We start from the raw sequence: 22,107 nt of genomic DNA, 5'->3' as shown, positions 1-22,107 counted from the left end.
CACTACTCTGCTGGCCGTATGGTATCCAGGCCACCCATATAAGAGCGCAGCGCTTCTGGAATAACCACACTGCCATCCGCTTGTTGGTAGTTTTCCAGTACCGCTACCAAAGTACGCCCTACGGCCAGGCCGGAGCCATTAAGGGTGTGCAGCAATTCTGGCTTGCCGGTTTCCGGATTGCGCCAGCGGGCTTTCATGCGCCTTGCCTGGAAATCGCAGAAATTACTGCAGGAAGAAATTTCCCGGTAAGTGTTTTGCGACGGCAGCCAGACTTCAATGTCATAGGTTTTGGCGGCAGAGAAACCAGTATCGCCACCACAAAGCACCAGCGTGCGGTATGGCAGCTGCAGTTTTTCCAGAATCACTTCCGCACAACGGGTCAGCTCATCCAGCGCTTGCCAGGAATCTTCTGGTTTAACGAATTGCACCATTTCTACTTTCTCGAACTGGTGCTGCCGGATCATGCCGCGGGTATCTCGACCGTAGCTGCCCGCTTCACTGCGGAAGCAAGGAGTGTGGGCGGTTAGTTTTATAGGCAGTTGCTCTGCGTCCAGTATTTCGTCCCGCGCAATATTGGTAACTGGGACCTCTGCAGTGGGGATAAGGTAGAACTCGCGTTCGTCGGTGAGTTTGAACAGGTCTTCCTCAAATTTGGGCAGCTGACCGGTACCGTATAAGGAATCTTTGTTAACGATATAAGGTACATAGGTCTCTGTATAACCGTGTTCACTGGTGTGTGTATCCAGCATAAATTGAGTCAGCGCCCGGTGCAGTTTGGCTACCGGGCCGTTCATGGTGGCGAAACGAGAGCCTGAAATTTTGGCGGCTGTTTCGAAATCCATACCGCCAAGAGCAGCGCCCAGGTCGACGTGGTCTTTTACCTCAAATTCAAAGGTGCCTGGCTCGCCCCAGCGGCGAATTTCCACATTGTCTTCTTCGCTGGTGCCAGCGGGAACAGATTCATGGGGCATGTTGGGTATGCTCAGCAGCATGTTCTGAAACTCTGCCTGCACAGTATCCAGTTCTTGTTTGGCGGCATCAAACTGCTCACCCAAGCTGGCCACCTGGGCTTTCAGCGCATCTACATCGCCACCATTCTTGATGGCCTGGCCGATGGATTTGGACAGGTTTTTACGCTCTGCCTGTAGAGCCTGAGAGCTGGCCTGTAACTCACGGCTTTTGCTTTCCAGGTTTTGGAATTTTTCACGGTCAAGAACAAAGCCACGCTTTTCAAGTGCAGCGGCAACCGCATCAATATCTGAGCGGATCAGTTTGGCATCGAGCATAGGTAAATATCTTTATAGTCAATTAAAACAATCGCGCCAGCCAAATGGCCGATAAAGTTGCCAGCAGGCAGCCGACCACACTAGTGACAATGTAGCCGAGGGACAGCGCCGGGTGGCCATTCTGCCACAAAGCCAGGGCGTCAAGCGAGAACGCTGAAAAAGTAGTGAATGCGCCGAGAAAACCCACCATTAACAGGTTGCGCCATTCGCCGGGCAATACACCTTTGTCCACCACCAGCACATAGAGAATCCCCATTAAAAAAGAGCCGGAAAGGTTTACCAGCAATGTACCCAGCGGGAAGCGTCCACCCAGTAACGGGAACACCAATGTGTTTACGCCAAAGCGACAAACTGCCCCCAGGGCACCACCTAAAGCCACTGCCAGCCATTGCATATTACTGCCCTTCCCCTTTCGGTTTTGAATCCGATGACGAATAGCGTTGATCACCGCTGGCGTTATCCAGCTTTCTTAAGTGTTCCAGTTTTTCAGCAATTTTTTGCTCCAGGCCACGGGGTACTGGATGGTAGTAGCGCACGCTTTTCAGTTCCTCTGGCAAATAACATTCGCCGGCAGCGTAGCCATTGGGCTCGTCGTGGGCGTAGCGATATTCGCGGCCGTAATCCAGTTCTTTCATCAACTTGGTGGGCGCATTGCGCAGGTGCAACGGCACTTCGAGGCTGGGCTGTTCTTTCACATCCCTCATGGCCTGTTTAAAGGCGGTGTAAACGGCATTGCTTTTTGGCGCTGCTGCGAGATACACCAGCGCCTGGGCGATGGCCAACTCCCCTTCCGGGCTGCCTAAACGCTCCTGGGTTTCCCAGGCATCCAATGACAGGCGTAATGCTCTGGGATCGGCGTTGCCGATATCTTCACTGGCCATGCGCACCACCCGGCGGGCGATATACAGCGGGTCGCAACCACCATCCAGCATACGCGCCAGCCAATAGAGGGCTGCATCTGGGGATGAACCGCGTACGGATTTGTGCATGGCAGAAATCTGGTCGTAAAAATTCTCGCCGCCTTTATCAAAGCGGCGGGTATCCGCTACCAATACTTCTTGTACGCTTTCCAGTTCAATGCGGCCGCTCTCCCCCACCAAATCGCTGGCGATTTCCAGCAGGTTGAGAGCGGTGCGGGCGTCGCCATCGGCGGCGGCAACCAGGGCATTCATGGCGTCATCGGCGAGGCTCAAGTCACTGGGCAACTCCGCTCGTTCAGAATTGAGGGCACCGTTGACCACGTCTTTTAATTCTTCTTCGCTGAGGCTGCGCAGTACATAAACACGGCAACGGGACAGCAGTGCGTTGTTGAGTTCGAAGGAAGGGTTTTCGGTGGTGGCACCAATCAATACCACGGTGCCGTCTTCCACAAAAGGTAGGAAAGCATCTTGCTGGGACTTGTTAAAGCGGTGCACTTCATCCACAAACAGAATGGTTTTACGCCCACGGACATCCCGTTCTTCTTTAGCACGATCGATGGCGGCGCGGATATCTTTTACCCCGGACAGCACCGCAGAAATACTTTCAAAATGGGCATCGGCGCTGTGGGCAATGATTTTAGCCAGAGTGGTTTTGCCCACCCCCGGCGGCCCCCAGAACACCATGGAGTGCAGCATGCCTGCCTCGATGGCGTCACGCAGTGGTTTGCCGTCACCGAGTATGTGCGACTGGCCCACATATTCACCCAGGGTTCGCGGGCGCATACGGGCGGCCAGGGGTTGATAGACAGTTTGTTGGAATAGGGATTGGGTCATAGAATGTCTTGTCATTGCGAGGAGCCGCAGGCGACGCGGCAATCCAGTGACTTTAATAAAGACACTGGGTCGCCACGCTTCGCTCGCGACGACGGTGTTTGCTCAGTTGTAAATAACATCCACCCCTTCAGGAACGGCAAACACAAACTGATTATCGTCCAGATCAGGATTAACAGTTACTTGCTGGAAAGTAATCTCGGTGCGCTCTCCCAGATTGTCGGTTATTTCAAGAGCGGCCGGCACGCCATCGCTAAAGCGAATGTTGATGTGCTGATAAAGGCTTTCTGGCTGTCGTGGGTATAGAGTGAAGGCATTGTCATCCGCGCCCTGCTGAATCCGGTAACTAGCGTGGAGCTTTTCGAAGTTGCCCATCAGCAACAATGCCGGGGTGGCACTGGCGTCATTATTCACGGCTTGGATAGTGACCTGTTCCAGATCCGGGTCGAACAACCAAAGGGTGGTGCCATCACTGACCAACTGCTGGCCGTAATCGCCGTCTACGATCCAGCGGATTTTTCCGCTGCGGGTAATCTGCAGTTGCCCATTTTGATCCAACTCTTGCAAACGTTCGCCAGCCTGATCGTATTGGCTTTGCTGAAAATCGCCCTGCATGCTTTCGATGGGGCTCAGTAATGCTTGCAGGCGTTCTGCGGCGGGCTGCCCGCCGGCAATGGCAACTGCGCTGAAAAAACAGCAAATAGCAACAGTCAGTAGTCTCATCAATTTTCCTTATTATCGTCCGTTAATCGCGACCGCCAGGTGCCAGCACTTCCCGACTGCCGTTGCTGCCCATAGCGCTGACCACTCCGGCGGCTTCCATGGTTTCAATCAGGCGTGCGGCACGGTTGTAGCCAATTCGCAGTTTGCGCTGTACCGCTGAAATCGAGGCTTTGCGGCTTTCCAGCACAAAATTGACTGCCTCGTCGTACAGCGCGTCGGTTTCGTCGTTGCCGTCGCCCTCCCCTTCCGTGGCAAAGCCGGGAACGGCAATGGTATTGGTGACGCCTTCGTCGAGAATCTCGTCCAGATACTCTGGCTCGCCGCGTCGCTTCCAGTCTGCAACCACTTTGTGCACTTCGTGGTCATCCACAAAAGCACCGTGTACCCGCACTGGCACGCCACTGCCCGGTGGCAGGTAGAGCATATCGCCGTGGCCGAGCAGCTGTTCAGCACCGCCCTGATCGAGAATGGTGCGAGAGTCAATTTTCGACGATACCTGGAACGCAATACGGCTGGGAACGTTGGCTTTGATCAGGCCGGTAATCACATCCACAGAAGGCCGCTGGGTGGCGAGAATCAGGTGAATGCCTGCTGCCCGCGCTTTCTGGGCAATTCGAGCAATCAATTGTTCTACTTTCTTGCCGACAATCATCATCATGTCGGCAAACTCGTCGATTACTACGACGATATAAGGCAGTGCTTCCAGGCTGGGTGCTTCTTGAGGGATGTCCTCCTCAAAGGCCGATGCGTAAGGATCAGGCTGCCAAAGCGGGTCGGCAATGGGTTCACCAGCTGCGGCGGCGTCTTTCACTTTTTTGTTAAAGCCGGAAATGTTGCGCACACCCATGGCCGCCATCAATTTGTAGCGGCGCTCCATCTCTCCCACGCACCAACGCAGGCCGTTGGCGGCGTCTTTCATATCGGTAATTACTGGAGTCAGCAAATGAGGGATGCCGTCGTACACCGACAGCTCCAACATCTTCGGGTCCACCAGTATCAGCCGCACTTCTTCCGGAGAGGATTTGAACAGCAGGCTCAACAACATGGCATTGATGCCCACGGACTTACCGGAGCCTGTAGTGCCCGCTACTAACAGGTGGGGCATTTTTGCCAGATCGGCTACTGTGGGCACGCCGGAAATGTCGTTGCCAAGGGCTAACGTGAGCGGCGATTTGGCGTCTTCGTACACTTCGGAGGAAACCACTTCCGAAAGGCGCACCATCTCCCGGTGCTCGTTGGGGATTTCAATGCCCATTACGGACTTGCCGGGTATAACTTCCACCACTCGCACACTGACTACCGCCAGAGAGCGAGCCAGGTCTTTGGCCAGGTTGGTGATGCGGCTGGCTTTTACCCCTGGTGCGGGCTGAATTTCAAAGCGGGTGATCACTGGGCCAGGCATCACCTCCACCACTTCCGCAGAAATGCCGAAATCTTGCAGTTTCAGCTCCAGCAGCCGGGACATGGCCTCCAGGGATTCTTTGGAAAACCCTTTGCCAGAATTATCGTCAGCCAAATCCAATAACCCAATGGCGGGCAATGTGCCGGTGAGAGGTTCTTCAAACAGGGTTGTTTGCTTTTCTTTCACTGCGCGCTTGCTGGTAGCGGTTTTGGCAGGTGATGCGGGCATCTGGATGCTGGGGGGAATACGCTTCTCCGCAGCTTTTACCTTTTTGGCGACTTTTTCTTTACGTGCCTGCTGGGCTTCCGACGCCTGACGAGCCTCCTGGCGATTGTTGCGCATTTCCACCACGCGGCTGCGCAGCCAGTCGTAGCTGAGCAGGCTGATGCGCCCCAAGCCATCGATCAGTGCCAGCCAGGAAATATCCGCAAAAATCGTCAATCCAAACAGCGCCACCGCCAGTAACACCAGAGTACTGCCCACCACACTGAATGCAGATACGGCCACTTGAGCAACTCCTGCACCCATCACGCCACCCAGCCCTTCCGGCAATGTCGAGCTAACGGTGCCATAGTGGAGGTCGGTAAGCGCGGTGGCACTGAGCATAACCAACACTAAGCCCAGACAACGCTGGGCGAAGGTGAGCCAGTCAAAAGGCGGTTGTTGATCGTCGCGCTTGCTGCGGAATACCCGCCAGGCGCGCCAGATCAGCAGTAGCGGAAACATATAAGCCATGATGCCAAACAGCCAGAACAACACATCCGCCAGCCAGGCGCCGGTGGGGCCTGCGGCGTTGCTGACCATATCGCGGCTGCCGGTATGGGAGAAGCCAGGATCGTTGGCAGAAAAGCTGAACAATGCAATCAGCAGGTAAATGCACACCACCAGCCAGCCGATCAGGGCACCTTCCCTGAGAATCAATTCAAAACGGCCGGTGGCAGCAGGCTCTTGCGATGCTGCGCTTTTGGAATTACGAGATTTGCTCAAGTTACTTAACTACCCTTTCAACAAGCTTTCCCAAGCCGTTGTCATTGTTATAAAAATTGGTGGTGATTATCTACAAATGGTGGGCCAATTGTAAGCGTTGATTGACGCTCCGAATAGCCGCTATTGGTCAATTCTATTGGTTCCCCCTGCAGTATTAAGTATCATAACCCGCCTCTAAGGCAGCAAGCGGGACTTTTTTCAAAAAAAGGCCCTTAAGAAGCACTGTTGTCAGCCAACCTACACCAGAGATAGGAAGATATTGATGTCTGAAGTACAGCACCACCGCCTGATTATTCTCGGCTCTGGCCCTGCGGGCTACACCGCTGCCGTGTACGCCGCTCGAGCCAACCTTAACCCGGTGGTTATTACCGGTATTCAGCAAGGCGGTCAGCTGACCACCACCACTGACGTCGATAACTGGCCCGGTGACCCGGAAGGTGTTCAGGGGCCGGATTTGATGGTGCGTATGCAGCAGCACGCCGAGCGTTTTAACACTCAGGTTCTGTTCGACCATATCGAAAGCGTGGATTTGAGTCAGCGCCCTTTCAAACTGGTGGGCAATGAAACCTACACCTGTGACTCGGTGATTATCTGCACCGGTGCTTCTGCGCAATACCTTGGGTTGCCTTCCGAAGAAGCCTATATGGGTAAAGGCGTCAGCGCCTGTGCTACCTGTGATGGATTCTTTTACCGGGATCAGAAAGTGGCGGTCATCGGCGGCGGCAATACCGCGGTTGAAGAGGCAATGTACCTGTCCAACATCTGTAGCGAAGTGACACTGGTGCACCGTCGCGACAGCCTGCGTTCCGAGAAAATCCTTCAGGATCACCTGTTCGAAAAAGTCGAAAACGGCAACATCAATATTGAGTGGAACCACACGCTGGATGAAGTACTCGGTGACGATGCCGGGGTAACCGGCTTGCGTCTGAAAAGCACGGAAGATGGTGCCACCAAAGAGCTGGATGTGAGTGGTGTGTTTATTGCCATTGGCCACAAGCCCAATACCGATCTGTTTGTCGACCAATTGGACATGAAAGATGGCTACTTGAAAGTACAGGGTGGCTCTGAAGGCAACGCCACGCAAACTACCATTCCCGGTGTGTTTGCCGCTGGCGATGTGGCGGATCACATCTACCGTCAGGCAGTGACCTCTGCCGGCTCAGGTTGCATGGCGGCACTGGATGCAGAGAAGTTCTTGTCGCTTTAATTCCAGGTCTTTTGTCATTGAGAATGACAGGGTCAGTTCAATATGACCGAACTGACCCTTCTCGACAGCCACCAGCCAGTATTCCCTCCGCCACAGAGCGCATTGACGAATCCCAATGGTTTGTTGGCCGTTGGCGGAAACCTTAATCCGAAAACTCTGCTAGACGCTTATCGTCAGGGTATATTCCCCTGGTACAGCGAGGGCGAGCCACTGCTGTGGTGGAGCCCGGAACCGAGAGCCGTGATCTATCCCGGTGATCTTCATATCTCCAAAAGCCTGGCAAAACTCTATCGGCAACAACGCTACGAAGTGAGCTTTAATCGGGATTTTGCCGAAGTCATAGGCCATTGTCAGAACACTCCCCGTGTGGATGGCGGTGGCACCTGGATTACGGACGAAATGCTCAACGCATACTGTGAGTTGCACCGTCAAGGACACGCCCACTCCGTGGAAATCTGGCATAAAGACCGGCTTGTCGGTGGTTTGTATGGCATAGCTGTGGGGTCGGTGTTTTGCGGAGAATCCATGTTCAGCACCGTTAGCAACAGCTCCAAATTGGCACTGCTGGCGCTGTGTAAACAAGTGGGCGGACTCAAACTGGTGGACTGCCAATTGCCCAACCCGCACCTCTCCTCTTTGGGGGCTGTGGAAATTCCCCGCCGGGAGTTTCTCGCCCAACTGCAAAAATTCGGAACCGAAGCGCTCAGCTGGCCCTCTTAACTTGTAGTAGTATTGTTTAAAGGCGCCATTCTGAGGCATTTATGTCGCGAGATATTTCACCAGATGTATCTACTATTCGGTTATTCCTGACCGAACCTCACCCCTGCAGTTACCTGAAAAACCGCAGCGCAACCACCGCCTTTGTGGACCCGTCAATGCCACTCAGTGCCCCGGTGTACGACCGCCTTACGGACAGCGGTTTTCGCCGCAGCGGCAAATATTTGTACATCCCTCACTGCCAGAGTTGCAGCGCCTGCCAGCCATCCCGCATCCCGGTGGCAGCCTTCCAGCCAAACCGCCAGCAACGACGTTGCATCCGCGATAACAGTGATCTGGAAATATCCCTGCAAAAAACCATCGATAACAACGAGCACTTTGTGCTCTACAGCGATTACATTTGCCGCCGCCACGCCGATGGTGATATGTACCCGCCTACCCGCAGCCAGTACGACGACTTTATTGCCTCGCCGTTTGAATTTACCCGCTACATTGAGTTCCGTCACCGTGGCCGCCTGGTGGCTTGCAGCTTGGTGGATGTGCTGGACCACGGCATCTCCGCCATATACACCTACTACGATCCGGCGGAATCCCGCCGCAGCCTGGGAACAATGGCTATTCTTACTGCGATCAGCGAAGCTCGCCGCCTCGATTTGCCCTATGTGTATCTGGGCTACTGGATCGCCAATTGTCAGAAAATGCGCTACAAAACCCGCTTTAAACCCATCGAAATTCTCAGTAATGGCAACTGGCAGGCCTACAGTGATTTGAAGGGCGATCAAAGCGAGAAAAGTAGTGGCTAATGACGGGCTTTTCAGGCAGAATTGCCGCCTTTAAAAAATTGCAACTTATTGGAGTGCGGCACTAGCATGGCAAAAGAAGATGTCATTGAGCTGGAAGGCGAAATTATCGACACCCTTCCCAACACCACCTTCCGGGTAAAGCTGGAAAATGGCCACGTGGTTATTGCTCACATTTCCGGCAAAATGCGCAAGCACTACATCCGCATTCTCACCGGTGACAAAGTGAAGGTAGAGCTGACTCCCTACGATCTCAGCAAGGGCCGCATTACCTACCGCGCCCGCTGATTTCGGCAGCAGATAGCAAAAGGCCAGCTTCTCAGGAAGCTGGCCTTTTTTGTTGCGCGGGAATCGGAGGATGGTAGTCAATCTACCTCTGCCGCCTTCTCCACTGCGGCACTGACAAACTCAAACGCCAGTTTGTCATTCTCTACCGACACACTGACCGTGCCGCCTTTGTCGGACAAATCGCCAAACAGCACCTGCTCCGCCAGCGGTTTTTTCAGTTCTTCCTGAATCAAACGCGCCATCGGCCTTGCGCCCATGCGCTCGTCATAACCGTTTTCGGCAAGCCAGGCAACCACAGCGGGGTCTACATCGAGGACGACTTTTTTGTCATCCAACTGTGCCTGTAGCTCGGTGAGGAATTTGTCCACCACCACTTTGACCACATCTAGTTGCAGTGCCTGGAACTGGATAATGGCATCCAGGCGGTTGCGGAACTCCGGGGTAAAGGCCTTTTTAATCACCTCCATGCCGTCACTACTGTGGTCTTGATTGGTAAAGCCGATGGACGCACGGCTCATTTCTTCGGCGCCGGCGTTGGTGGTCATGATCAAAATCACATTGCGGAAATCCGCCTTGCGGCCGTTGTTGTCGGTAAGAGTACCGTGATCCATTACTTGCAACAGGATGTTAAAGACATCCGGGTGGGCTTTTTCGATTTCATCCAACAGCACCACTGAGTGTGGATGCTTGGTGACCGCATCGGTCAACAGCCCGCCCTGATCGAAACCCACATAACCGGGAGGTGCACCGATCAGTCGGGAAACTGTGTGGCGTTCCATATATTCCGACATATCAAAGCGGATCAGCTCGATACCCATCACCTCAGCCAGTTGTTTACTGACTTCGGTTTTACCGACGCCGGTGGGGCCAGCAAACAGGAAGGAGCCAATGGGCTTGTCGCCATCGCGCAAACCGGCACGGGCCAGCTTGATAGAGGTAGACAGCGCATCGATCGCTTGGTCTTGACCAAATACAACCAACTTAAGTTGTTCCGACAGGCTGCGCAGGCGCTCTTTGTCGCTCGCAGTAACGCTCTTGGCGGGAATGCGGGCGATCTTGGCGACGATGCGCTCTACATCCACAACCCCCACCACTTTCTTGCGCTTGTTGAGCGGTTGCAGACGCTGGTAGGCGCCGGCCTCGTCAATCACGTCAATGGCTTTGTCTGGCAGGAAGCGGTCGGTAATGTGGCGGGCGGACAGCTCTGCGGCGGTTCGCAACGCGCCTTGGGTAAAGCGCAGGTTGTGGTGCTCCTCAAAGCGTTCCTTTAACCCTTTGAGAATGTCGAAAGTTTCTTCAACACTGGGTTCCGGCACATCAATCTTCTGGAAGCGGCGCGCCAGGGCACGGTCTTTTTCAAATATGCCGCGGTATTCCTGAAAGGTGGTGGAGCCTATGCAGCGAATCTTGCCAGAGCCCAACAACGGCTTGAGCAGATTGGAGGCATCCATGACACCACCGGAGGCGGCACCGGCGCCAATAATAGTGTGAATCTCATCGATAAAAAGTACTGAGTGCGGCAACTTGTCCAGCTCGGCCAATACACCTTTAAAGCGTTTTTCAAAATCGCCCCGGTATTTGGTGCCTGCCAGCAGTGCGCCCAAATCCAGAGAGTAGACTGTGCTTTCTTCCAGCACCTCTGGCACATTACCTTCGACAATATGCTTGGCCAGGCCTTCAGCGATGGCGGTTTTGCCGACACCGGACTCACCGACCAGCAGTGGGTTATTCTTGCGGCGTCGCGCCAGGATCTGGCACACCCGCTCTACTTCAAACTCGCGTCCCACTAATGGGTCGATTTTTCCCTGCTCTGCCTCACGATTGAGGTTGGTGGCAAACTGTTCCAGAAGACTTTTGCCCGGAGCTTCAGTTTCGCTGGGTTCGTCGCCTTCCTGGGGTTCGTTGTCGTGCTGTTCTGGTTGTTCTGCTACTTTGGAAATGCCGTGGGAAATGTAGTTGACCACATCCACCCGGGCGATGTTTTGCAGTCTCAGGAAGTAGACCGCCTGACTTTCCTGCTCACTGAAGATGGCGACCAGAACGTTTTCGCCCTTCACCTCTTTTTTGCCGGAAGACTGTACGTGGAATACGGCCCGCTGCAATACGCGCTGGAAACCAAGTGTGGGTTGGGTGTCGCGCTCAGCGTCGGCGACGGGAATCAGGGGGGTGGTGGATTCGATAAACTCATCCAGGTCGCGACGCAGATCATTGAGTTCAGCACCGCAGGCTTTGAGTACGGTCGCCGCCGACTCGTTGTCCAGCAGGGCCAGCAATAGGTGTTCGACGGTCATAAACTCATGCCGTCTTGAGCTGGCGCCTTTAAACGCCAGATTTAACGTTACTTCCAGGTCTCGACTCAACATGGCAAGGCCTCCTCAGTAAACAGGGGTACAACATCAAACGTGCCGTTGTACCAATTACCATCAATAGTCCTAGTCGCGGTCATCATCCCCCTCTGAGGGCTCCACCTCACACAACAGCGGATGATCACACTCTCTAGCATATTGATTCACTTGATTGGCTTTAGTTTCCGCAATATCACGGGTGTAAAGACCGCAAACTGCTTTTCCTTCCGTGTGCACACGCAGCATAACCCGCGTGGCTTGTTCGCGATTCATCGCGAAGTAACTTTCCAGCACCTCAACCACAAACTCCATTGGGGTGAAGTCATCATTGAGCATAACGACCCGGTACATGGGCGGTTTACGCAGCCTTGGCCGCACCTGCTCAACAACCGCATGGCTATTATTGCCGGTGTGAAAGTCGTCATCACCGGATGCTTTAACAATCTCGTTCATTGCAGAATGTGGGTCACTTTGGGTCATTTGTACAGCGATCGCCGATATACAAAATATTTACAACTATTAACGGTAGTTTAACTCTAAATCATCACTTTTGAAGCGAATTTCACGCTTTTTTCCACCTTGACTTGGGGGTTAAATCCCTATAAAAAATGGGGCTGTATATTTTTTATACAAACGGGTGGTATTAATAGTCCGCAAAACAGGCCATTCGCCACCCGATCTGCAGGTCCGAAGGGGGGACTTCTGCCATGCCCGTGGGAACCGTCAAGTGGTTTAATAACGCAAAAGGTTACGGCTTTATTCTGCCGGAAGAAGGGGAAGGCGACATTTTCGCCCATTACTCCGCCATAGACATGGAAGGCTATAAAACGCTCAAGGCCGGGCAGCGAGTCAGCTTTGATGTCACAGAAGGCAGCAAAGGCTTACACGCAGCCAACATCCGCTCTGCTGACGGCGATAACCCTACCCCTGCCCTACAACCTGAGGCAGAACTGCAACAGTTCTAAAGTCACCAGGCTTTTCCTTAATTTGTGTAATCCGGGCTTTACTCATAGCCAGCTGCCTTAGTGCTCCCATGACTTTTGTCTTGCTATTCCATAGTGCCGGGGGCTGGTATACTTCGCGCCCGAAAAGTTACTACCATCATAGGCCGCTACTCATAGGAAGTTACAGAGCATGTCCAGAATTATCTACACCCAAACCGATGAAGCCCCTGCCCTGGCAACTTACTCCCTGTTGCCCATTGTTCAGGCGTTCGCCAAGTCTGCCGATATTACCGTTGAAACTCGTGACATTTCTCTGGCGGGGCGCATTATTGCCAACTTCCCTGAAAACCTCAGTGAGCAGCAACGCCAAGCCGACGCCCTGAGCGAGCTGGGCGAACTGGCAAAAACCCCCGATGCCAACATCATCAAGTTGCCCAATATCAGTGCTTCCATTCCTCAGTTAGTGGCTGCTATCAAAGAGCTGCAACAACATGGCTATGACCTGCCAGATTTCCCGGAAGAACCGCAAAACGACGCCGAGCAGGCGATTCGTGATCGTTACGCCAAAGTATTGGGCAGCGCAGTAAACCCGGTATTGCGGGAAGGTAACTCCGACCGTCGCGTGGCCGCACCGGTAAAAGACTATGCCAAGAAGAACCCCCACTCCATGGGTGCCTGGAGCAGCGATTCAAAATCTCATGTCGCCCACATGAGCGATGGTGATTTTTACTCCAGCGAACAATCCGTCACCATGGCGCAAGCCGGCGATGTAAAAATTGAATTTGTCGCCGCAAATGGTGCGGTAACCGTACTCAAAGAGAAAACCAGCCTGCAAGCTGGCGAAGTGATCGATTCCGCTCGTATGAGCAGCAAAGCCCTGCGTGAGTTCTTCGCAACCGAAATCGACGCCGCCAAAGCTGACGACGTGCTGTTCTCCCTGCACCTGAAAGCCACCATGATGAAGGTTTCCGACCCCATTATGTTTGGCGAGTGCGTCACCGTGTTCTACAAAGAAGTGTTTGAAAAATACGCCGCTCTGTTTGAGGAAATTGGCGTTGACCCCAGCAACGGTTTGGGTGATGTGTACGCCAAAATCGCTGACCTTCCCGCCGATCAAAAAGCTGCCGTGGAAGCAGATATTCAGGCGCTGTACGCCGAGCGCCCGGCCATGGCGATGGTGGATTCCGACCGCGGCATTACCAACCTGCACGTACCTAGCGATGTAATTATCGATGCCTCCATGCCCGCCATGATTCGCTCCTCTGGGCAGATGTGGGGGCCGGACGGCCAGCTGCGCGACGCCAAAGCAGTAATTCCCGATCGCTGCTACGCCGGTGTTTACCAGGAGACTATTCAGTTTTGTAAAGAAAACGGCGCCTTTGATGTCACCACCATGGGCAATGTGTCCAACGTGGGCCTGATGGCGCAGAAAGCGGAAGAATACGGCTCTCACGACAAAACCTTTAAAGCCGCTGACAATGGCGTTATCCGCGTGGTGGATGCCGCCGGACAAGTGCTGATGTCTCACGACGTGGAAGCCGGCGATATCTGGCGCATGTGCCAAACCAAAGACGCCCCCATCAAAGACTGGGTAAAACTGGCGGTTAATCGCGCTCGCGCTACCGGCAACCCGGCCATTTTCTGGCTCAGCAGCGAACGTGCTCACGACCGCAGCTTGATCGAGAAAGTTAACGCCTACTTGCCAGAGCACGATACCGATGGTCTGGACATCCAGATTTTGTCGCCAGTGGATGCCACTCGCCACGCTCTGCAACGCATTAAAGACGGCAAAGACACCATCTCGGTAACCGGCAACGTGCTGCGTGACTACCTCACCGACCTATTCCCTATTCTGGAACTGGGCACCAGCGCCAAAATGCTCTCCATTGTGCCTCTGTTGGCCGGTGGCGGCCTGTTTGAAACAGGTGCTGGCGGCTCTGCCCCCAAGCACGTGCAGCAGTTCGAGAAAGAGAATCACCTGCGTTGGGATTCTCTGGGGGAATTCCTGGCCCTTGCGGTTTCCTTGGAAGACCTAGCGTTTAAAACCGGCAATAAAAAAGCCAACGTCTTGGCCGCTGCCCTCAATGTGGCCAACGGCAAGTTCCTGGATACCAACAAGTCACCGTCCCGTAAAGTGGGTGAACTGGACAACCGCGGCAGTCACTTCTACCTGACCTTGTACTGGGCCGAAGCGCTCGCCGCACAGAGCGATGATCAAGAGTTACAAGCCCTGTTTGCCCCTCTGGCAAAAGCACTGAGTGACGGCGAAGCCACCATCGTAGGCGAGCTGAACGACGCTCAAGGCCCCGCCATGAATATCGGTGGTTATTACCAGCCCAATCCGCAATTGGCTGCCGAAGCCATGCGCCCCAGCGCAACCTTTAACGCCGCGCTGGCCGCATTGGTTTAAGCGAAGGTCATTTACTGCTGGAGTCAGGTCGACTGGCTCCGGCACTTTTTTCTTTAGCTTTATCGGCCAAAAAAATTTCTTTCTGCTGGTAGCCACTGGGCGGTTGAAAAAAATCTTCGTTCAGTTGCACGCTTGAAATTAAAACGACCTCACTGATGTTCGAGGCCTTCCCTCCGATAGTTTTTCTCGCAATGGGAAAACCATCCAGCTCTTTCAGTGCTGCAAAAGGCCAGCGTATGTATGAACGCAGCTCAAACTCGCTGTACTTCATAACGTTGAATTCCGCTGGCCGCTTCATATCCGTAATAAAACGCCCCAACCCTTCCATCACGCTTTGGGCCTGACCTGATGGGTCAATATACTCCCAGCCAGTTACACAGTATTCGCGGACCTTTACATCGCCGTAAAGGAAATCGTACCGAGCACATTGGTATCCGTTTCTATAATCGAATTCTCCCGTAGAAACAAATTTTTCAGGTTTTGTGTCTTGAGGGTTTAAACCAGCGTATTCCATGGCTCTTTTTCTGTCTTCTGGGGGCATAGAAAGTAAAGCCTGAGAAAAAATCATCATCAAGCTTTCCAGTCTGGAGATCATTTCTTTTCGGCTTATCCGGTCGAATATTTTTTTACGATGATTGATCACGGTGAGGGTGTCGAGCTGATGATCGTAGCTCATGGCGTATTCAGGCTCGAGCGCATTAATGCGCCGATCCACCATAACCTTGTCAGCGCTCACATAGATCCGCGATTTTATTATCATTGGCTCGTCCGAGCCTGGCCCCTCGACTTTCGTTTCTTCTTCGATAAGAATTTCTGCATCAAGTGTCTCTGCCATCAGGCTTACGGCAAAAGTCAGTAAAGCTATAATAGTTATTCGCACTGGCAACTCCTTGTTATCCGATTACCGCCGTCTGGCCAAGCATAACTACCTATTAGGGCTTTGCAAAATTTACAATGTCGACACTTCATTTTCTCAACAAGCCCTATGGCGTTCTCTGCCAATTCAAAGCCATTGATCAGCGCCCTACCCTCGCTAACTTTATCGACACGCCCGGTATCTACCCCGCAGGCCGTCTGGATCACGATTCCGAAGGCTTGGTGTTACTGACCGATAACGGCGACCTGCAGGCCCGCATTGCCCACCCAAAATACAAATTGCCAAAAACCTACTGGGTGCAAGTGGAAGGAAATATCTCCGCAGAAGCATTGCAGGCCTTGCGCGCTGGTATTGAGTTAAAGGATGGCCCGACCAAACCCGCCAAAGCCAAGCGCATTGACGAGCCGCCGCTGTGGCCCCGCAACCCGCCGGTGCGCTTTCGCCAGAATATCCCCACCAGTTGGATAGAGTTGATCATTACTGAAGGTCGTAATCGTCAGGTTCGCCGCATGACGGCGGCAGTGGGTTTCCCGACTTTGAGATTGGTGCGGATGGCCATTGGCAGTTGGTCACTGGACGATTTACAGCCGGGGCAAAGCCGTACAGAACAGGTACACTTGCCTTCTACTGCTCCACAGGAACGCCGTCATGGCCGGACAGACAATACTCGATCAAAACGCCCCAGACCAAATTCATCTAACCGTCGCCACCGTCGTTGAGAAAGACGGCACATACCTGTGCGTCAGCGAATACGACAACGGCAAGCTGGTCTACAACCAGCCTGCGGGGCATGTGGAGCCCGGCGAAGAATTAACCGCCGCCGCTAGGCGAGAAACCCTGGAAGAAACCGGCTGGCATGTTGAACTGACTGGTTTTATGGGCATAACCACCTACAAGGCTCCCGGCAATGGAGTTACTTACTACCGGGTTTGTTTTGCGGGCAAAGCAAAGCGTTTTGATCCAGATTATGTGCTGGATGCGGATATTGAAGAGGCGGTTTGGTTGAGTTATGAAGAACTGCTGGAAAGGCGGGAGTTGATGCGCAGTCCGTTGGTATTGCAGGCATTGGAGAATTATCGTGATAATCGGGTTTATTCGTTATCGTTGGCGACTTTGTCAGAATAGAGTGGTTCGGAAAACTTTAACGTTTTGTCTACTTTGTTCTGTGCGGTGGCACCATAAGGCGTAGCAAGTTTGATGGCGCCTGTAGCCCAAATATGAAACTGCAAGAGTTTGGTCATGATTCGATTTATTTTTCTAATACTATTTTCTGTCTTTGCGATAGCTGAAACAAACCACCCGGACTGTGCTGGAAAGGACCGATGGCCAGCTGCTATGGCGTTTGTGCATTTAAAGAACGAAGGGCTAGCAAAAAACGATGATATCGATTTTTCGCTCACCTCGGTTAAGAGGCTTTCTTCACAAGAAATTGAACCGGGCCTATTCACCCAAATTCACGAAGTGACGTTCTTCGAAAAAAATGGCAAGACTATTACAGTGATTACTAATAATAATGCTTCACATGAAGAGTGTTCTATGAGTGGTGTGGAAGTATATGTTATATCCAAAAAGCTCGGTGCCAAATAATAGTTAACTTCAAAGTGCTCTACTTGCAAGAAAGCGCTTTTTAGTTTCTGCTGTGAGCATCTACCATACAGTATCTACTATTTCGCTATTTCTTAAGTTGTTATCTGCTGTCACCAAACGAGCATTATGAATAATTGAAGTGGCAGCGATAATCCTGTCGGCTGGATCATTATTTATTTCTGTACCTAAGTTAACCGATAGCTCGGCAATTTCAGGCGAAATGGATCGAACGGATATATTTCGAGATTGAAGAAATAAATTCAAAAAATTGGCAGCTGTAGTTTCGATCTCTAACCTGCCTTTTTTGATGAGCATCGAAATTTCCCAAATGGAAATGTCGGAAACTATCAGGGCATGATGTTTGTCCGCGTTGTCAATTGCCTCTGCCGCTTTACGAGAAAGATTTTTTGGTTCCAGTGCATCCCAAATAATTGCGCAGGTATCCAGTAGAATCACGACGATGCATCCCACTCACAATCTGTAGGTGTAGTTACGTCGTAAACAGCGGCTTTTTCCGCAATGGCTTGCAGTTGTTTTTTTGCCTGTTCTTTTTGATTTTCTGGAGGCGTAATGGTTGCCAGTAACTTGCCATTGGAAGTGACTGAAATGTGCTTGCCGGAGTTGGCTATTTCCAAGTATTTCAGAAGGTTAGCTCTGAAATCGCTGATATTTACAGTTTGCATTTTGATCGCCTCAAAAAGTAATGTACAAATCATTTGTACAATCCTGCCTGAAAGCAGCGATTAAAGCAATATCCTGCTTATTAGCCCCTGCAAAAACTGGCGATGTTTCTCCCCTAATCCCTTATGCCCATTTTTCAATAAACCGGTTAATTTCACCTGCTGGCTATGATCCAGCGCCTCAAGCCAGCTATCCCTTTTTTCCTCAGCCAATAGCAACGGCCGGCGATCACCGTGTGCCCGTGCAGCGACAGCCCGCTGGTAACGTACTGCCCTGCCCAACAACACAAACGCAAAAGACAAGTTTTTTACCGGTCCCGCAGTAAGCTGTTTGCCTGCCAGCGGCAGCCCCTTAATGGAAAGCTGATCTGGTTTATGGCTGAAGTACAGAGAGGTAATACCCGCACCGAGGCCGCCGATCATAGCCCCAGCCATCAATGATGAACCGCCGACACCAGCGTCGACCAGTGCGCCTGCCGCAGCGCCGGATGCACTCGCCAAGGCCACCAGTTTTTTGCGGCTCATGCCAAACAAGTACCAATAGTCCCGATCGAACAAGTCTGGATAATCCAGCTGTAAATCCGCTTCTTGTATATCTAATCCGTAGTGCTGGTACAACGCCAGGATGGACTCTCGCAGTTGGCGTTCTTTGCGTTGCAGGCGCGATTTGTATTCTTTGCTGACCCAGGTTTCAGTGGCTTTTTGCAAGCCGTCCGCGGGAAGTGGTTTACTGACTTTTTCCGCCAGCATATGAGCCAGCGCTTCGGCAATCAGTTCGGCCGCTTGCTCTTTGGTCTTGCGATTGCGCACTTCGATGGCGCTCACAGCATCCAGCAGTTGCTGACGCCAGTTGTCATTTAACTCTGCAAAGGCGCGCAAAATAGCCAGCTGTTTATCGGCGCCATCGCTCACCGGGTTAAATACCTTGACGAGACTAAAATACTGCCCCAATGCCTGACGCCATTGTTCTACAAACTGTTCACCGCCGATGGGATTTATCAGCGCCATACGGGGTTGGCCGGTCCACTGCAAAACCGACATTTCCGCCTCGTACTCCGGCGAGTAAGGTACCGAGCCGTCCACCACATAAATAATGCCTGCGCCGTCATGAATAATGGGCTTTAGCAATTCCACTTCATCACAAAAGCGGTCGCCTTCCTTTACCTGATTATGCTCATTGAGAAAATTTTCAACGGCTAGCAAGCGATTGGATGCATCGGTATTCTGGTTTTGTAGCCATTCAAGCAATTGCCGCGGACGCTGAAATCCGGGGGTATCAAACAGGGTATAAAGGGGCTCACCATCCAGGGTGTAAGAATAGGATTCTGTGGAAACCGTGGTGCCAGAAAGTTCAGAGATAGCGATATCACTGCTGTGCACCATGGTAGCAACAATGCTCGACTTGCCCTTGTTTGGGTGGCCGACAACCGCAAATCGTGGGCAGTTGTTCATGGCTCGCCCCCTTCTCTTTCAGCACTTTCCTTTTCAGCGAAAGCCAGCCCGTGATTACGCGCAAATAACTGCCAGGATTTACGTGCACCTTCCGATATTTCCTGGCCGTCAGAAAGCAGCCAAAGCTCTATCGCCAGATTTGAGTTGGTTGCTCGTATCGCGTCCGCCACATCCGCCAGTTCAGCAGTTGGCACTTGTTTACTGGTCACCAACAGTGTCACGGGTTGTTCCCAGTGGGCAGCCTGCTCTTGCAGCCATTGTTTTTCCTGTTGCCAGTTTTGCAGCCCCAGTACCGCCTCAACAGTGCTGCTCTCCGGCTGCCATTGCCAGGCTAGCTGTATGTGACTGTCGCTCCATTCTGCCGCTGTCAGTAGCGGCTTTCTCTCCAATTCCAGAGTAGCATTCGGCGCGTCAGCTGAGGTTTTCAGTGCTCGCCAAAAACGCTCGAGGTCGCCACTGTTGTGCATTTCTCTGTTTACCTGTTTCGTCAATGTCTGCCTCATCCATAACGCCAAAAACACACGTGGTAACAAGCCATAGGTAATCATGGCCATGGCGATATAAGACCACCATTGGCGTAACAGCTCAGCATCAAAGCCCTCGCTGCCTCGGTAAAAATGGCTGTGGGTGAGCAGCGCCTCACTGGGCGCTGGCAGAAACCAGTTCCAGGGGGTGCTTAACAACACCAGAAAGTCATCCATCCAGCCACCCCGCTCCACCAGCGTGGATGACCAGGCAAAGGCCAGATCCTGAAACAGCGCTAAAAGCAGAAAGCCGACAACAACCCCCAACTGGAAAGCCACCGCAAGCCACTGCATACGCCATAACAGGAAGGGTTTGATCAAACTGGCACTCCATCCACTGGTGTGTGATAGCAGCGGGCGAAACATCAAGTGAGCCATAACCGGTAGTGTCCCGGATGACTGCCGGGCGTTGCGCCATCCCCAGCAGGCGAGAACGGTCATCAACAAAGGTAAAAAGGCAAACAGGCCCAGCAGTAACCACAAATTGATTGGCGCAGCGCCGGAATAACTGCAGGCACCCACAACAACCAGAGCGCCCATAACGGCAGCAAGCAGTAGCATCGGCAAGCGAGTTGCTGTCAATTCATAACCCGGTTGTTGTTGCAGCCACCATTGCAGCGCCGCATCGGGCTCAGGGTTTTGGTTGTGAAACTGTTGGCAGACTCTGGCTTGCCATTGTGAGTCATCCAGACTGTGGCGAAACAACAGCCACACAAGTACCCGCCGAGACAGTGGAAGGCCAGAAAAGTAAGGAATCCGGGAACGGTTGTCGGGCAAACGTTTCTCAGGCAAACGATAGTCGGGCAAGAGAGTGCTCAATCCTTATTGCTTTTGCCGCCATGGTAACAGGATGTATGCTGGTGTGGTTGCTTGTAGGTCGACACACCGATTATTTAAATACAACCGTCGTCGGGCTAAAGCCCGACCTACAAGAGCAAAGTCTAAACTCGCCCCAATCTCTACTCCCTGTTAGAATCGCCGCCTTTGTCACAACCGCTGTTCACTATGTCCTTATCAAACACCAAAGTCATTGTCGGCATGTCCGGCGGTGTCGATTCCTCTGTCTCTGCCCTGCTGCTGCAACAGCAAGGTTATGAGGTGGAGGGTTTGTTTATGAAAAACTGGGATGAGGACGACGGCAGCGAATACTGTACGGCCAAAGCGGACCTGGCTGACGCTCAGGCGGTGTGCGACCGGCTGGGCATGCCGTTGCACACGGTAAATTTTGCCGCGGAGTACTGGGACAATGTGTTTGAGTACTTTCTGGCAGAGTACAAAGCGGGGCGCACCCCTAACCCGGACATCCTCTGTAACCGGGAAATCAAGTTCAAAGTATTTCTGGAATACGCCCAGATTCTCGGCGCCGACCTGATTGCTACTGGCCACTACGTGCGCCGCGCGGATCGCGACGGCCACACCCAATTGCTGAAAGGTCTGGATAACAACAAGGACCAGAGTTACTTCCTGTACGCGGTGGGTGAAGACGCTTTTGCCAAAACCCTGTTCCCCGTGGGCGAGCTGGACAAGCCGGAGGTTCGCGCCCTGGCCGAGCAGCACAACCTGATCACCCACAACAAGAAAGACAGCACTGGCATTTGCTTTATCGGCGAGCGCCGCTTCAAGGATTTTCTGGAGCAGTACCTGCCCGCCCAGCCCGGCAATATCGAAGACCCGGATGGCAAGGTCATCGGCCAGCACAGCGGCCTGATGTATCACACCATGGGCCAGCGTCAGGGCTTGGGGATTGGCGGCACCAAAGATGGCACTGAAGCCCCCTGGTACGTTGCCGAAAAAGACCTTGAACGCAATGTGCTGATCGCCGTACAAGGCAGTGACCACCCGCTGCTGTTCCACAACAGCCTGCATGCCAGCCAACTCAACTGGATCAATGGCGAGCCCGCTGAACAGCAATTTCGCTGCCAGGCGAAAACCCGCTACCGGCAACCGGACCAGGATTGCACTGTCACCCTTACTGAAAATGGCTGCCAGGTATTGTTTGATGAGCCTCAACGGGCCGTTACACCTGGGCAATCTTTAGTGCTGTATCGCGGCGAGCGCTGCCTGGGCGGTGGCATTATTGACACAAGAGAGGTGATACAAGAGAGCGAGTTTAGGGACAACGTATAA

At 52.9% G+C, this 22,107-nt stretch carries 22 protein-coding genes; 10 read left to right on the top strand and 12 right to left on the bottom strand.

All coding sequences use genetic code 11. The features are described 5' to 3' along the window. Nucleotides 1–2: 2 nt before the first annotated feature. The 5 genes from serS to QSV34_RS11370 all read right to left on the bottom strand — a co-directional run bounded on the left by serS (nt 3) and on the right by QSV34_RS11370 (nt 6,149). Nucleotides 3–1,286: a serine--tRNA ligase gene (gene serS, locus QSV34_RS11390; protein ID WP_289154817.1), complete on the bottom strand. Its 1,284-nt coding sequence runs from the start codon at nt 1,284–1,286 to the stop codon at nt 3–5. Nucleotides 1,287–1,308: 22 nt separating this feature from the next. Then, nucleotides 1,309–1,680, bottom strand: a complete 372-nt coding sequence (gene crcB, locus QSV34_RS11385; protein ID WP_289154815.1) for a fluoride efflux transporter CrcB — start codon at nt 1,678–1,680, stop codon at nt 1,309–1,311. A 1-nt stretch (nt 1,681) separates the two neighbouring features. Continuing rightward, entirely contained in the window at nt 1,682–3,040 is a 1,359-nt protein-coding gene (locus QSV34_RS11380; RefSeq protein WP_289154813.1) for a replication-associated recombination protein A, read from the bottom strand. A 102-nt stretch (nt 3,041–3,142) separates the two neighbouring features. Next, nucleotides 3,143–3,760, bottom strand: coding sequence for an outer membrane lipoprotein periplasmic chaperone LolA (gene lolA / locus QSV34_RS11375; protein WP_289154811.1), 618 nt, complete (start codon nt 3,758–3,760; stop codon nt 3,143–3,145). A 22-nt stretch (nt 3,761–3,782) separates the two neighbouring features. After that, entirely contained in the window at nt 3,783–6,149 is a 2,367-nt protein-coding gene (locus QSV34_RS11370) for a DNA translocase FtsK (protein ID WP_502929014.1), read from the bottom strand. A 262-nt stretch (nt 6,150–6,411) separates the two neighbouring features. On the opposite strand from QSV34_RS11370, the gene trxB reads away from it, so the two are divergent. From trxB to infA, 4 genes are all read left to right on the top strand, one after another. After that, nucleotides 6,412–7,356, top strand: a complete 945-nt coding sequence (gene trxB / locus QSV34_RS11365; RefSeq protein WP_289154809.1) for a thioredoxin-disulfide reductase — start codon at nt 6,412–6,414, stop codon at nt 7,354–7,356. Between the two features lie 42 nt (nt 7,357–7,398). Beyond that, entirely contained in the window at nt 7,399–8,076 is a 678-nt protein-coding gene (gene aat, locus QSV34_RS11360) for a leucyl/phenylalanyl-tRNA--protein transferase (RefSeq protein WP_289154807.1), read from the top strand. Between the two features lie 41 nt (nt 8,077–8,117). Next, nucleotides 8,118–8,876 carry an arginyltransferase gene (locus QSV34_RS11355; protein ID WP_289154805.1) on the top strand — a complete coding sequence of 253 codons (759 nt, stop codon included), beginning with the start codon at nt 8,118–8,120 and terminating at the stop codon, nt 8,874–8,876. Nucleotides 8,877–8,942: 66 nt separating this feature from the next. Continuing rightward, nucleotides 8,943–9,161 (top strand): translation initiation factor IF-1, encoded by a 219-nt coding sequence (infA, locus tag QSV34_RS11350; RefSeq protein ID WP_289154803.1) that lies wholly within the window; start codon nt 8,943–8,945, stop codon nt 9,159–9,161. A gap of 77 nt (nt 9,162–9,238) precedes the next feature. On the opposite strand, the gene clpA is transcribed toward infA, so the two are convergent. After that, nucleotides 9,239–11,524 carry an ATP-dependent Clp protease ATP-binding subunit ClpA gene (clpA, locus tag QSV34_RS11345; protein ID WP_289154801.1) on the bottom strand — a complete coding sequence of 762 codons (2,286 nt, stop codon included), beginning with the start codon at nt 11,522–11,524 and terminating at the stop codon, nt 9,239–9,241. A 69-nt stretch (nt 11,525–11,593) separates the two neighbouring features. Continuing rightward, the gene (gene clpS, locus QSV34_RS11340) at nt 11,594–11,959 is read right to left on the bottom strand and encodes an ATP-dependent Clp protease adapter ClpS (protein WP_289154800.1); all 366 of its coding nucleotides are present in this window, start codon (nt 11,957–11,959) and stop codon (nt 11,594–11,596) included. Between the two features lie 254 nt (nt 11,960–12,213). On the opposite strand from clpS, the gene cspD reads away from it, so the two are divergent. Both cspD and QSV34_RS11330 read left to right on the top strand, forming a co-directional pair. After that, nucleotides 12,214–12,471, top strand: coding sequence for a cold shock domain-containing protein CspD (gene cspD / locus QSV34_RS11335; protein WP_289154798.1), 258 nt, complete (start codon nt 12,214–12,216; stop codon nt 12,469–12,471). Between the two features lie 169 nt (nt 12,472–12,640). Beyond that, a complete protein-coding gene (locus tag QSV34_RS11330; protein ID WP_289154796.1) occupies nt 12,641–14,860 on the top strand; it encodes an NADP-dependent isocitrate dehydrogenase in 2,220 nt (739 codons plus the stop codon). A 7-nt stretch (nt 14,861–14,867) separates the two neighbouring features. Here the strand turns inward: QSV34_RS11330 and QSV34_RS11325 are convergent, their stop codons facing one another. Further along, on the bottom strand, nt 14,868–15,740 hold the full coding sequence (locus QSV34_RS11325; protein WP_289154794.1) for a hypothetical protein: 873 nt from the start codon (nt 15,738–15,740) through the stop codon (nt 14,868–14,870). Between the two features lie 74 nt (nt 15,741–15,814). Between QSV34_RS11325 and QSV34_RS11320 the strand changes: the two genes are divergently transcribed. From QSV34_RS11320 to QSV34_RS11310, 3 genes are all read left to right on the top strand, one after another. Further along, nucleotides 15,815–16,456, top strand: a complete 642-nt coding sequence (locus QSV34_RS11320; protein ID WP_289154792.1) for a pseudouridine synthase — start codon at nt 15,815–15,817, stop codon at nt 16,454–16,456. After that, a complete protein-coding gene (locus QSV34_RS11315; protein WP_289154790.1) occupies nt 16,386–16,862 on the top strand; it encodes an NUDIX hydrolase in 477 nt (158 codons plus the stop codon). Before QSV34_RS11320 ends, QSV34_RS11315 begins: the two co-directional genes overlap by 71 nt. 114 nt (nt 16,863–16,976) lie before the next feature. Then, nucleotides 16,977–17,324, top strand: coding sequence for a hypothetical protein (locus QSV34_RS11310; RefSeq protein ID WP_289154788.1), 348 nt, complete (start codon nt 16,977–16,979; stop codon nt 17,322–17,324). 60 nt (nt 17,325–17,384) lie between these two features. On the opposite strand, the gene QSV34_RS11305 is transcribed toward QSV34_RS11310, so the two are convergent. From QSV34_RS11305 to QSV34_RS11290, 4 genes are read right to left on the bottom strand one after another with little or no spacing between them, the layout of a single operon-like run. Next, a complete protein-coding gene (locus tag QSV34_RS11305; protein WP_289154786.1) occupies nt 17,385–17,780 on the bottom strand; it encodes a type II toxin-antitoxin system VapC family toxin in 396 nt (131 codons plus the stop codon). Further along, the gene (locus tag QSV34_RS11300; RefSeq protein ID WP_289154784.1) at nt 17,777–18,007 is read right to left on the bottom strand and encodes a type II toxin-antitoxin system Phd/YefM family antitoxin; all 231 of its coding nucleotides are present in this window, start codon (nt 18,005–18,007) and stop codon (nt 17,777–17,779) included. The genes QSV34_RS11305 and QSV34_RS11300 overlap by 4 nt, the downstream gene beginning before the upstream one ends. 60 nt (nt 18,008–18,067) lie before the next feature. Further along, on the bottom strand, nt 18,068–19,456 hold the full coding sequence (locus QSV34_RS11295) for a DUF3482 domain-containing protein (protein ID WP_289154782.1): 1,389 nt from the start codon (nt 19,454–19,456) through the stop codon (nt 18,068–18,070). Next, entirely contained in the window at nt 19,453–20,799 is a 1,347-nt protein-coding gene (locus QSV34_RS11290; RefSeq protein ID WP_289154780.1) for a DUF2868 domain-containing protein, read from the bottom strand. Before QSV34_RS11290 ends, QSV34_RS11295 begins: the two co-directional genes overlap by 4 nt. Nucleotides 20,800–20,985: 186 nt before the next feature. Between QSV34_RS11290 and mnmA the strand changes: the two genes are divergently transcribed. Beyond that, a complete protein-coding gene (mnmA, locus tag QSV34_RS11285) occupies nt 20,986–22,107 on the top strand; it encodes a tRNA 2-thiouridine(34) synthase MnmA (RefSeq protein ID WP_289154778.1) in 1,122 nt (373 codons plus the stop codon).

The sequence above is a fragment of the Porticoccus sp. W117 genome (assembly GCF_030341905.1).
GTDB lineage: Bacteria > Pseudomonadota > Gammaproteobacteria > Pseudomonadales > Porticoccaceae > SCSIO-12696.
The sequence above is the reverse complement of the archived record's forward strand: the minus strand, read 5'-3'. Positions and strand labels throughout refer to the sequence as shown.